The organism is Halanaerobium salsuginis (genome assembly GCF_900114545.1).
In the GTDB taxonomy this organism is placed as follows: Bacteria; Bacillota; Halanaerobiia; order Halanaerobiales; family Halanaerobiaceae; genus Halanaerobium; species Halanaerobium salsuginis.
This window is the reverse complement of sequence record NZ_FOTI01000018.1, coordinates 43,733-56,143: the sequence shown is the minus strand read 5'-3', so window position 1 is coordinate 56,143 and position 12,411 is coordinate 43,733. Positions and strand designations below refer to the sequence as shown.

The 12,411-nt window shown below is 32.3% G+C and carries 11 protein-coding genes; 4 read left to right on the top strand and 7 right to left on the bottom strand.

Annotated elements, in window-relative coordinates; translation table 11 throughout:
- On the top strand, nt 1-247 hold a 247-nt coding region (locus BMZ74_RS07435), incomplete at its 5' end, for a transposase (protein WP_143070141.1).
- Between the two features lie 154 nt (nt 248-401).
- Here BMZ74_RS07435 and BMZ74_RS07430 read toward each other — a convergent pair.
- Together BMZ74_RS07430 and BMZ74_RS07425 are read right to left on the bottom strand one after the other, a co-directional pair.
- Nucleotides 402-1,253, bottom strand: coding sequence for a glycerophosphodiester phosphodiesterase family protein (locus BMZ74_RS07430; protein ID WP_245750848.1), 852 nt, complete (start codon nt 1,251-1,253; stop codon nt 402-404).
- 131 nt (nt 1,254-1,384) lie between these two features.
- Entirely contained in the window at nt 1,385-3,280 is a 1,896-nt protein-coding gene (locus tag BMZ74_RS07425) for an LTA synthase family protein (RefSeq protein WP_245750847.1), read from the bottom strand.
- 267 nt (nt 3,281-3,547) lie between these two features.
- Here BMZ74_RS07425 and BMZ74_RS07420 point away from each other — a divergent pair, with 267 nt between their 5' ends.
- The 3 genes from BMZ74_RS07420 (at nt 3,548) to BMZ74_RS07410 (ending at nt 5,267) form a co-directional block, all read left to right on the top strand.
- The gene (locus tag BMZ74_RS07420) at nt 3,548-4,687 is read left to right on the top strand and encodes an MBL fold metallo-hydrolase (RefSeq protein ID WP_245750846.1); all 1,140 of its coding nucleotides are present in this window, start codon (nt 3,548-3,550) and stop codon (nt 4,685-4,687) included.
- 27 nt (nt 4,688-4,714) lie between these two features.
- Complete coding sequence (locus BMZ74_RS07415) at nt 4,715-4,936, top strand: DUF3006 domain-containing protein (RefSeq protein ID WP_089861584.1); 222 nt, start codon at nt 4,715-4,717, stop codon at nt 4,934-4,936.
- Between the two features lie 82 nt (nt 4,937-5,018).
- Nucleotides 5,019-5,267: a DUF4282 domain-containing protein gene (locus BMZ74_RS07410; RefSeq protein ID WP_089861582.1), complete on the top strand. Its 249-nt coding sequence runs from the start codon at nt 5,019-5,021 to the stop codon at nt 5,265-5,267.
- Nucleotides 5,268-5,301: 34 nt separating this feature from the next.
- Here BMZ74_RS07410 and BMZ74_RS07405 read toward each other — a convergent pair whose 3' ends face one another.
- The 5 genes from BMZ74_RS07405 to BMZ74_RS07385 all read right to left on the bottom strand — a co-directional run bounded on the left by BMZ74_RS07405 (nt 5,302) and on the right by BMZ74_RS07385 (nt 12,357).
- Nucleotides 5,302-6,129 (bottom strand): aldo/keto reductase, encoded by an 828-nt coding sequence (locus BMZ74_RS07405; RefSeq protein ID WP_089861581.1) that lies wholly within the window; start codon nt 6,127-6,129, stop codon nt 5,302-5,304.
- A 109-nt stretch (nt 6,130-6,238) separates the two neighbouring features.
- Complete coding sequence (rihC, locus tag BMZ74_RS07400) at nt 6,239-7,150, bottom strand: ribonucleoside hydrolase RihC (protein WP_089861579.1); 912 nt, start codon at nt 7,148-7,150, stop codon at nt 6,239-6,241.
- 98 nt (nt 7,151-7,248) lie between these two features.
- Nucleotides 7,249-10,467, bottom strand: a complete 3,219-nt coding sequence (locus BMZ74_RS07395; RefSeq protein WP_089861578.1) for an SNF2-related protein — start codon at nt 10,465-10,467, stop codon at nt 7,249-7,251.
- Between the two features lie 142 nt (nt 10,468-10,609).
- Entirely contained in the window at nt 10,610-11,452 is an 843-nt protein-coding gene (locus BMZ74_RS07390; RefSeq protein ID WP_218142060.1) for a carbohydrate ABC transporter permease, read from the bottom strand.
- Nucleotides 11,453-11,454: 2 nt separating this feature from the next.
- Nucleotides 11,455-12,357: a carbohydrate ABC transporter permease gene (locus BMZ74_RS07385; RefSeq protein WP_218142059.1), complete on the bottom strand. Its 903-nt coding sequence runs from the start codon at nt 12,355-12,357 to the stop codon at nt 11,455-11,457.
- Nucleotides 12,358-12,411: the final 54 nt, after the last annotated feature.

Genomic DNA, 12,411 nt, shown 5'->3' with positions numbered 1-12,411 from the left:
GTCTATTCAAGCTTTAAATAACTGGTATGAAAATGTTAGTCAGTCTAAATTAAATCTTTTCTATAGAGCTAAAGGAACAGTAAAACGCTGGGAACAACACATTATTAACTATTTTAAAACTAGAATAACCAACGGATTTGCTGAAGGATTAAACAACAAAATCAAATTAATCAAAAGAATTGGCTACGGTGTTCCCAAAGTTGAAAACTTAAAACGCCGAGTATTTTTATCATTGCTAAGTATTTAAGAGTAATTCAAAAAAACAAAGAGATAACATGATTCAAACGGTGCTATTTAGATTTCACAACATTTGTCAAAGAACCATAAAATTAAACTTCATTTAATTGATATCTCTTAGATTATAACATAGAGCAGAAGTAAAATGCTATTAAATTAAGAAATTAATCCTGAAATACATCTTCTTTTAATTCAGCAGCTTTTTCTTCTAACTCCTGGGCTCTATGATAAATTTTACTCAGTAAGCCGGGTCTATCGGTAATATAACCATCAGCACTAAACCAGGAAAGAAATTGCCACTGCCAGGAACGATTAATTACATATGGCAGTACAAATAAACCTCTTTTATGGGCAGCACCAATATACCAGGGAAAACTAACATGTCCCTTAGGTGCTATACCATCGGCAACTTCTGCGGTGATATCAAGCCAACCATGCCAGCGTTTTCTACTCGCAAAGTTACTTTTAGTTAACAATAACCTCGGTGATTGTGGTCTGAGTTCAGAAAGCCTTTCCAGACTAAGTGGTGAAAAAGAAAGAAAAATAACTCGGGCTTTTTTATCTTTTTCTTCTTGCAATTGATTCTGTTCTAATACTTCAACCAGCTCTGCTTCAATATTTTTATATAAATAAGGATTTTTGAGTTCCAGAGCCAGACCAACTTTCGCCGGAGCATTTTTAATTAATGATACTACTTCTGCTAGAGTCATAATTTCTAAATTACGATAATTTTTACTAGCTCGTTCAGGATATTTTTCGTTAAACCAGGAACCATAATCAAGCTTTTTTAATTCAGCCAAAGTAAAATTATGCAGCTGATAGTTTTTTCGTTCTGGAAAGACTTGTTCTGCATTAGTTAAGCGTTTTAAATTGTCATCATGAAAAATAATTAGTTTATTATCAACAGTTCTCTGCACATCAAGTTCTATATAATCAATCCCACTTGCAATAGCTAGCTCAATAGCAGCTCTACTTGATTCAGGCGCTTGATAAGAGGCACCTCGGTGTGCAACCAAAATTGGATAGTCAAATTTAAAATCAGCAATTATTTTTTTACCAAGTTTAGAAGGCCTCAGTAAATAATAAAGCTCAAAATAAATAAAAGCAACAATTAAGACAAGAATTACAGCTATTAATAAAAGCTTAATTATTCCACCTCCTTAAATATTTCTCCTTCGTTAATCATAAAGATATCACGCATATAATCTATAATTTCCTGCAGTTCAGCTAGTTTATGCTCGGAAATATTAACATCTTGTTCCCGATCCTTAACAAAGCCTACTTTCGTTAACTTAGCAAGTTCCTTAATAAATAGCTGATCTTTATATAAAAGCTCTGGTGTTTCATGTAAAAATAAAATTGGTTCATCATCAGCTAATAAAAGCGAACTGCCCACAAATTGTTCAGGTAATTCTTTAAAACCGAGCAAATCAAGAATAGTGGGAGTAATATCTGTTGTAGTACCCTCCCGTTCTGATATACCAGCTTCTAATCCTGGATACTTGATAAATAATGGAATATGGTATGGTATTTTAACCTTCTTCCACAAAGTAAATTCTCGGCTTGAATTATATTCCAGTGTTTTAATCTCTGATTCATGATCAGCATAGATAACAATTAATGTATTATTCAGTATCCCCGCCTGATTTAATTTAGCAAAAAAATTTTTTAAAGCTTGATCAGTAAAGTTAATTGATTTAAAATAATTTTTGACCAACATATTATTAACTTCAGGAAAATCTTCTGCAGCACTTTCAGGATAAAAATCAAAAGGAGTGTGACTGGTTAACGAAATTAAATAAGCCAGAAATGGCTTCTCCTGCTTAGCCGCCTGTTTAATTGTTTCAGCTGCTTGATTAAAATAGTCATAATCATTAATTCCCAGCCCCTCTTCCTCAGGAATTGGGTAAATATCTTCTTTAAAATCACGCTTACTGTAAAAGCGATCAAATCCAAGATCTGGATAGGCTGCAGCCCGATTAAAATAGTCACGATTATTATTATGAAAAGCAAGTGTTTGATAACCCTGCTTTTTAAGCAGAAGAGGGAGTGATTTAAACTTACTTAAGTCTAAATCTCGAAAAACATAACTACGATTTACTGGATATAAGGAAGTAAGCACAGACAGATCAGCATCAAAACTACCATTCACTTTTTGAGCATAAAAATTATCAAAGTACATGCTCTCTTTTTTTAAACTATTTAAAAAAGGAGTTACTAATTTATTTTGCTGCTTATAATCAATAATTTTTGCATCTAAAGATTCAATTTGAATTAAAATTACATTAGTTTTAGCTGGCAAAGTTTTTTTGCCACTAAGCTGCTGTTGACTGCTATAATATGGTATATCATTTAATTCAGGAGCAGGTTTATCTGCTTCACGATGAAAATAGCTATAAGCTTCAATAGTATAAACTGATGAAATTCCATAAACTGAAGCTAGGTATGGGGTACCTGATTTATATAAGTTAACTGGACTAGCTGATCGTAACTGAACTGCTCCCACTGTAAACTGAGTTAAAAGCAAAAATACTAAAAGCAAATAAACTTTCAGATTAGATAGATTAAGTTTATTTTGTAAAGAAATAAAATCAGAAATAGGTGCAAAGCTTTTCTGAGTTAAATCAAGAAAACCAAAAGCTGCCAGACAGACTAAATCAAAAATAAAAAACACATCTCTGAATCTAATAATCTGCAGCAAAAGCACCTTAAACATAGAAAATTGACTGGTTCCTTCACCTGAAAAAATATCATTAATCCCAATAAAATTACCAAAATAACTATTATACCAGTAATTACTCAGAAAAAATAAAGTAAACACTGCTAAAAGAAAGAATAACCTCTGTCTTATCTTTCTGTAAATAAGCAGAGGTTCAATAAATTTAAGATAAATTACAATAAACAATAAATTTCTTAAAAGTAGAGCTGGAATCGATGGGGCATAAAAAATTTCCAACATTAAATAATTATATTTAATCAGAAAAGCTAAAAAAACTAAATTAGCTAATCTAGTTAATCTCAGTCTGTTTTTTGAAATTGACAATAAATATTCCTCCTAAGCCTTAAGTAAATTTTTTTTAATTATATCAGATAGAATAAAAGTTTAAAAGTTATTTATTAACAAAAAATTAACATTAGAGCACTTAGCAAGATAATTACTACTTAATTTTAACTAGAGAATAAATTTATCTTACTTTAATTAAAAGGATTCTGCTTTTTTTCCCAGAAATAAATATTGTAAAGATAGAGTATCTTATTTAAATAATTTTACTAAAATTTTAAATAAATTTTAAGAAAGGAAATGAAAATATTGCCTAAATTTTTTAAGAATAAATATTTTTATGTTTTTTTATGTATAATTCTTATTTTAATTTTTAGCCTTAATTCAGCTGCTCATAATTTAAAGCTTAATTTTATTGATGTCGGGCAGGGAGATTGTATCCTGATCCAGGGACCAGATGGTAGTAATATTTTGGTTGATGGTGGAGATAGTGATGATCAAACAGCAGAACATATAATCAACTATCTAAATAATAAAGATGTTAAAAAATTGGATTATATAATTAGTACTCATCCTCATTCAGATCATATTGGTAACTTAGCTGCTGTTTTAAATAATTTTCCGGTAGATAATGTTCTAGATAGCGGTCGCATTCATACTTCTCAGACTTACGAAAATTATCTGCAGACAATTGAAGCCAAGCAGATTAATTTTAAGCTCCCCAGAACTGGTGATAAAATTAAAATTGGACAGCTCAGTTTATTATTTTTAAATCCAGATAAAAATGTTAATGATTATTCACTTAATAATGCTTCACTAGTTTTTATGCTAAGTTATAAAAAACAAAAGTTTTTATTTACTGGTGATATGGAAAAAGAAATTGAAAACAAACTGCTCCAGAATAATTTTGATTTAAAGGCTAATTTAATTAAAGTACCCCACCACGGCAGTGATAGTTCAAGCACAGCTGCCTTTGTTAAAGCTGTCCAGCCTGAGATAGCAGTATTTCAGGTTGGTAAAGATAATAATTATGGTCATCCTGAACAAAAAATAATTAATCGTTACCATCAAATAGGCAGCAAAATTTACCGCAATGATCTTAATGGAGATATAGTTGTTAACTCAAATGGAACAGCTTTAGCAGTTAAAGTACTGAAAACAGCAAGTGAAAAGCAGCTTTTAACTGGCCATCAGGAAAAAATTAATGCTAATCAGCAGCAGACTAAAGCTAATAGTGCATCTAACTATAAAAACAAAAAAATTAATATCAATCATGCTTCAGCTGCTGAATTAACATCACTCTGGGGAGTTGGACCAGCAACAGCTAAAAAAATAATTGCCTATCGCAAAAAACATGGACCTTTTCAAGCTATTTCTGCTATTAAAAATGTTAAAGGAATTAGTGAAGTTAAGTTCGCTCACTGGAAAAATAGAATAACTATCAAATAAAAAATTTAATAAATAAAGGAGGTTTTTATGCTAGTTACTGTAGATAAAATAGAAAAAGGGATTGCTAAATTATTAATTAGACCAGCAGAAAAAGAAAGTTTTACTATTCCAGTTCAAGAATTACCAGAAAAAGTTATTGAAGGCAGTATTCTTAAACTTAAATTTGAGCAGGCTGCTGCTGAAAAAAATTCTGCTGAAAAAAGAGTTAGCAGTTTACTAGATCGACTGCAAAATAAAAGCAAACAGTAAAACTAACTTTTTTTACAAGCAACCTGGCTTAAGTAAACTTTTGTAAATCAAAGTCAATAATTATTTAAAAGGAGTGATTCTAGTGGGAGATTATTTTAATTTCAAAAGCATGGTTAGTCCAGTCTTAATTAAAGTAATTTATTTTTTAGGCTTTCTCAGCTTGACAGTTAGTGGAGTTGTAATGATGACTAGAAACCAACCTCTGGAAGGATTAAGTGCACTCGTTTTTGGTAATTTACTCTGGCGAATTACCTGTGAAGGTATAATAATTATTTTTAGAATTCATGAAAGTTTAGTTAGTATAGAAGAAAAGCAAAAAACCAGGCTTTAAAGCCTGGTTTTTTCTACTTTATAATTAAATTTATTTAAGAACGAATTCCATAAGTTTCATCATCAAGAGAAATCATGTAAACTCTTTTTTCTTTAGTAATCTGGTCAATCTTAGCTACATCATCCCCCGATAGCTCCCAGTCAAAAATAGCTAAGTTTTCCTTAATATGAGCAGCGCTTTTTGACTTGGGCAGAGGAACTATGCCTTTAATAACTTCCCAATTTAGAACAATTTGAGCTGGTGATTTGTCATACTTAGCTGCCAGTTCAATAATAGTTTCATCCTGCAGAACTTCTGTCCGGGCCAGCGGAGCAGAAGCTCCAATTACAACATCATTTTGATTGCAGAGCTCTAATAATTCTTGCTGATATAACCAGGGGTGAAATTCTACCTGATTAACAGCTATTGGAACTGGAGAAATCTTTAAAGCAACATTGAGCTGATAAACAGAAAAATTACTAACTCCAACATTCTTGACTAGACCCTGATCAACTAGAGTTTTCATAGCAGATAAAGTTTCCCGCAGAGAAATTGCTGGATTAGGCCAGTGAATTAAATAGAGATCTAAATAATTAGTACCTAGTTTTTCTAAAGAACGCTGACAAGCTTTAAGTACACTTTCATAATTAAGATTAGAAGGTAAGACTTTAGAAGTTATAAACAAATCATCTCTGCTCTGACCGGTTAGAACATCTCCAATTCCAGCTTCATTTTTATAGCCTTCAGCAGTATCAATATGATTATATCCTGCTTCTAATGCTAGTTTTACCTTTTCAGCTACATTTTTCTGACTAATATCCCAGGTGCCAAAACCAATTGCTGGAATTTCACTACCTGTTTTCAATTTTCTTGTTGGAATCATTTATAATCACTCCTTATTAAAAGACTCTAATATATATTATTAAAGTTAAGCTTAAAATTTCCTGCTTTTAAATTAAAGTAATTAACTAAAGATTATTAAAAATGATTTTCTAAGTTAATTCACTAAATTTAGCTTTAACCCAATCTGCAAATTCTGCTGCTGCAATATCTACAGCGAGATTTGCATTAGCTGATTTACAGTAACGATTCTGCAGATCAGCAATTAATGTTCCGGCTGCTGGACCAGTAGTAGCAACCTCTACATGAGTATATTGTAAAGTAAATAATTCAGGTTGCAGTAAATAAACAATTGTACATAGATCATGTATCATCAGTCCTGCAGCAAAATCTCCCCCCCGATAATGAGAAAACAGGTCATAAAGCATAGCTCCCGTTCTGCCAAATGTTTTGATTTGATTGATATCCTGCAGTTTAAGTCTGGCCCGGCTGGTAACATTAAGTCCAAAGATAGTTAGCGGAACACCAGACTGCAGAACAATTTGGGCAGCATGTGGGTCAACTTTAAAATTGAATTCAGCAGCTGAATTAGTATTACCTCCTGCTGTAGAGCCTCCCATAATTATCAATTCCGCTATTTTGGTTTTAACTTCAGGGTACATATTTAACAGTAGTGCTAAATTAGTTAGCGGACCAATCGCAACTAAGGTTACTTTTTCTGCTGACTGTAAAATTTTATTTTTCATAGCTATTACAGCATGTTCTCTTAAAACCACACGTTTACTAACAGGAAATTGATAGCCATTTAAACCGGTTTCTCCATGAATTTCACTGGCATCTTCGTATTCAACTAAGAGCGGGGCTCTATTACCCTGTGCAATTGGAATATCTTTAGCAAAAAAATCAAGTATTTTTTTAGCATTTTCAGTAGTATAACTAAGATTAACATTCCCGGCTACAGTACTTAGCATTAAAACATCTAGCTGGGGATCATTGAGAGCAACTGCCAGTGCAGCTGCATCATCAATTCCTGGATCGGTGTCAATAATTATTTTTCTGGTCATTACCTCATCTCCCTGAATAATAGCCTTAAATCTCAAGCTTAATAGTTAAACTATTTTCTAGATAGTTATTAAAAGCTATTAAATAATAGACACACTATTTAATAGCTAAATAGTTGTTGAATATCTTCCCAGCTTACTGCATCAATAGGATTAATATTATTTTCAATTATATTATCAAATAATAGCTGTTTTTTATTTTTCAATTTAACCATTTTTTCTTCTACTGTTCCCCGGGCAATTAATTTATATACCATAACCTTATTCTGCTGTCCTAATCTGTGAGCACGATCAGTAGCCTGATTTTCTACCATAGGATTCCACCAGGGATCAACATGAATTACAATATCAGCAGCAGTTAAATTGAGGCCCTCTCCACCTGCCTTTAAACTAATTAAGAAAACTGAAATCTCAGGATCCTGATTAAAACTCTTTACTCTTGCCATTCTATTTCTAGTAGCTCCATCTAGATATTGATACTTGATTTTAACTTTCTTCAGTTCTTGTCTAATTAATTTAAGCATCTTTACAAACTGGCTAAAAACTATTAGTTTATGACCTGATTGAACAGCATCCATAATTAATTCTTTGAGGGCTTCTAACTTACCTGATTTATGATTTTTACCCTTTTCTCCTAAGACTAAATAAGGATGATCACAGATCTGCCGCAATTTTGTCAAAGCTGCTAAAACATTTAACCGCGAATTATTAAATCCCTGCTGGGAAACCTGCTGATATAGTTCTCCTTTAACTTCCTCCAGCACAGTTTTGTAACTATCTTCCTGTAATTGAGTCATACTAACTGGATGTAAATTAATAACTTTTTCTGGTAGTTCCTGCAGCACATCTTTCTTGCTGCGCCTTAAAATAAAAGGAGCAATTCTTTCTTTTAGTTCTAAAAGGATTTTATCAGCTTGATTATTTTTAATTGGCAGTAAGTATTTTTTTCTAAAATAATTAAAATTGCCTAAATAACCAGGCATTAAAAAATCAAATATAGACCACAGTTCAGCCAGAGAATTTTCTAAAGGAGTTCCAGTTAAAGCAAGACGATGTTGAGCAGAGATTTTTTTTACTGCAGCAGCGCGTTTAGTCCGATGATTTTTTATATGTTGGGCTTCATCTAAAATTAAGAGAGCAAAAGAAATTTTTGCCTGATTTAATTGCTTAACATCTCGACTGATAGTTGCATAAGAAGAAATAATTAAATCAAAATCTTTAAATTGCTGCTGTTGAACTTGCCTTTCCTCTGGCTGCCCATAATAAACTAATGTTTTTAAATCTGGGAAAAACTTTTCTGCTTCCTCCTGCCAGTTATAGATTAAAGTCCGTGGGCAGAGTACAAGAGCCGGATTTTGTAGAGTTAGATTTTTAATTAAGGTTAATACCTGCAAAGTTTTACCAAGTCCCATTTCATCAGCTAAAATTCCTCCAAAATTGTATTTAACTAAAAAATTGAGCCAGTTAAAACCACTTACCTGATAATCACGCAGTATATTTTTAACTGCTGACGGTACTTCTGATCGTTCAACCACTTTTTGAGAAGTAATATCTTCAGCTAACTGGTTAAACACTTTCTGCTCACGAAATTCTATTCCCAATTCTCCAATTAGCTTTCGATAATAAAGCAGACTATAGTAAGGAGCACGATAGCTATCTGCCTGGGCTTGACTATTTTCTAAAACCTGGCTTAATTTTTCTTCTTGACGACTATTCTCTAAAATATAATACTGATTAGCAAATTTAAGATAAGCTTCTCCTTTCCGATTATAAGAAATTAAGTCCATAATTTTCTGACGGCTGTAGCTTATCCCTCCTAAATTATAACTAATGTTAAAATCAAACCAATTAATACCATCACTATCATCAAATTCAATAATTGGTTCTAACTTAACTGTTTTAATTTCAAGTTTATCAAAACTATTACTAACTTCAACTTCCCATTCTTCCGGAATATGTGGGTAGCCATCTGTAATAAATTCCTGGATATCATCACTTGCTTTAATTACAAATTCACCAGGTCTAACTTTAAAATTATATTCATCTAAAAAATTAAGTATAGTTGCTAAAGCTTGATTATCTCTACTATACCAAGTTTTAGGATCTTCTAGATCCTGCTGATATAAATTATGATCTGTATCCAGACTGAGTAATTCAGTATTAAAATATTTTTGTTCAGCAAAAGCAACCGCTAATTGACAGCTAATCTCATCTGCCTGATAATCAAGTGATAATTTAACTGCCGGTTCTTCTGTAATCAAATTATAATCTGTTAAATTAGAAGCTATGGTAAGCTGATTATTTTCCTGCAGAGCAGGTAAAACTTCAAACAAAAATTCTCCCTGATTGGAAGGGGGAATCCAGAACTGAGCTGGTATTTCCTGTAAAATTGGAACTTTAACTTTATGGAGACAATTATCGATCAAAGTCCAGCAGCAATCTTTATTTTCTCCCCAATAAATTTCTAAGTCATTATCTGCTAATTCAAACTTAACTTTATTTAAATCTCCAGTCAATTGAAAGTCAGCCTTAATCTGTTTACCAATCTGCAGCTGTTTTTTATTTTCATGCAGCAAAACTTTTAACCCGGCTGCTAATTCAAGCAAAAAATCAAGACTATTTTCATTTTTAGTCAGTAAAAGAGAGTTCTGACTTCTGCCTTTACGTTTAACTAAACTGGCTAATTTTTTCAATAATTCTAGTTCACGCCCTGCAAAAAGATTAGCCAGCAAACTTTGCTCATAGTAGCCAGGTTGATCACTATTAAGACTATCAACAACTTCTTCTATTTCATGAGAACTAATTTGCTCAGAGTCAAATTGTAAACTAAAATTTTTCAGCCCCGGGCTACTAAGTCCTTTTACTTTATAAGATAATTTTTGTTTTTGTTCTGGCTGCAGATTTTCTTTTAACCTCAACAGCCTGGCAAAACTTTTCTGTTTTATTTTTTGACGAACAATCTGATCAGCAGGCAGTGCATTATTCTGACCAGTTAAAACTATATTATCTCTCAATTTCTGAGATTTATAATCTTCAGTTAAAAATTTATAAATAACAGCAACTTGATGCTGGCAAAATTCTAGTTCCTGTTCCTTACAATTACAATTATGCTGTTTAATTTCAAATTCAGAACTGGCTAGCTTAAAGTTGAGCTGAACTTGATACTTAGCAACTTCGGAAACTGTAGCTTTAACTAAATAAAGATCAGCTGCTAATTGTTTAACTCTATACTGCAAAATATTACCCTGTTGATAATATTTAAGTGCGTTATTTAAAACAGTTTTATTAACTTCTTTTTCTAAAAAATATTTTTTTCTCATTTTTTCAGCTCCTGCTGACTTAATTATATTATATAGTCAGAGAAAGGACAACCAGCTTAGACTACTATTTGATATAGCTTAAAAAACCCTCCTGAAAATCAGAAGGGCTCCTGCCATTATTTAATTTAAATTTCTCATTAATTTATCCTTTTAAACCCGAAGTAGCAATTCCTTCAACTAGATAACGCTGGAAGAAAATAAAAATCAAAAAGATTGGCAGTAAGGAAAGTGTTGCCATAGCAAACATTGCCCCCCAATTGGTAACTGCCTGGGGATCAGCAAATAAAGAAAGAGCCAGTGAAACAGGATAAAGCTCTGTTGACTGAATATAGAGCAGAGGAGTAAAAAAGTCCTGCCAGGTCCAGTAAAATGAAAAAATAGCAGCGGTTATTAAAGCTGGTTTTATATTCGGCAAAATAATCTTAAAGAAAATCATGTAAACTCCACAGCCATCAATCCGGGCTGCTTCATCAAGTTCTCTAGGCAGTCCTCGCACAAATTGGACCATTAAAAAGACAAAGAATGGTAATGGCGTAAATTTAGGTAAAATTAATGGTTTAAAAGTATCAATCCATCCCAACTGATTAAACATTAAGTACTGTGGTATCATTACCACCTGTTGGGGAAATAATAGTGTGATAATCATAACTGAAAACCAAAAATTGCGGCCCTTAAATTGGATCCTGCCAAAACCATAGGCAGTCATTGCAGATAAAATTACCTGACCAATAGTTGCAGTAGTAGCAATAATAAATGAGTTTTTAAAAAAAGTAGCAAAAGTTAAATCTCCAAATCCCTGCCAGCCCTGAAAATAATTTTGTATTAAAAATTGATCTGGAATTAAGCTAGGACTTAGTGCATTAGCATGCCCTTTAAAAGAACTTGCTATCATCCAGAGTACAGGATAAAACATCATTAAGCCAAGAGTTAAAATACAGATATGATAAATAACACTTTTTAAATGCTTATTGTCTGACATTTTCATTATCAATTCTCTCCTTCCGCCTCATAAAATACCCAGTATTTAGAACTTTTAAAAATAAGTAAAGTAATTACACTCAAAATAATAAGTAAAATCCAGGCTAACGAACTGGCATAGCCCATTGAACTATACTGAAAAGCTTGTTTGAATAGATAAAGTACATAAACCATTGTTGAATCAATTGGCCCACCTTCAGTAATAATATAAGCCTGAGTAAACATCATAAAAAGGCGAATTGTCTGCATTACCACATTAAAAAAGATAACAGGTGTTAGCATGGGAATTGTTATCCGGAAAAATTTCTGCCACCAGTTTGCTCCATCAATTGCTGCTGACTCATAAAGCCTAATCGGAATTTGCTTTAAACCAGCTAAAAAAATTAACATTGGTGATCCAAACTGCCAGGCTGCTAATAAAACAAGGGTCCAGAGTGATGTTTTAGGATTCCCGATAAAACCAATTGGAGCTTTTAAGATACCAAGACCAACAAGAATATCATTCATTGCTCCACTATAACCAAAGAGCTGTCTCCAGACTACGGAAATCGCTACACTCCCACCTATTAAAGAAGGTACATAAAAAAGTGTTCTATATAATCCTACAAAGCGGCGCCCCTGATTAAACAATACTGCCAGTAAAAGTGCAAAACCTAATCTTAATGGTAAAGCCGTAAAAGTATAAATAAAAGTAACTTTTAATGAATTCAAAAAACGCGGATCATCCATAATAATTTCTTTATAATTTTCTAAGCCTACAAAAACTGAACTACTAACCAGATTATAGCTAGTAAAAGAGTAATATAAAGACATAATAACTGGTACCAACATAAAGGCCAGAAACCCAAACAACCAGGGGCTAATAAAAATATAGCCAGCTAGAGTTGTTCTTTCATTAACATAATTTCTCAAATTAATTCCTCCTTTTTTGAAAACTGGAACTGTAATTAACTGCAGCTCCAGTTA

Bases quoted from the DNA above. Each gene is read 5' to 3' on its own strand.
- BMZ74_RS07415 (WP_089861584.1), top strand. From the start codon at position 4,715: ATGCTAGTTACTGTAGATAAAATAGAAAAAGGGATTGCTAAATTATTA.
- BMZ74_RS07405 (WP_089861581.1), bottom strand. From the start codon at position 6,129: ATGATTCCAACAAGAAAATTGAAAACAGGTAGTGAAATTCCAGCAATT.
- rihC (WP_089861579.1), bottom strand. From the start codon at position 7,150: ATGACCAGAAAAATAATTATTGACACCGATCCAGGAATTGATGATGCA.
- BMZ74_RS07395 (WP_089861578.1), bottom strand. From the start codon at position 10,467: ATGAGAAAAAAATATTTTTTAGAAAAAGAAGTTAATAAAACTGTTTTA.
- BMZ74_RS07390 (WP_218142060.1), bottom strand. From the start codon at position 11,452: ATGAAAATGTCAGACAATAAGCATTTAAAAAGTGTTATTTATCATATC.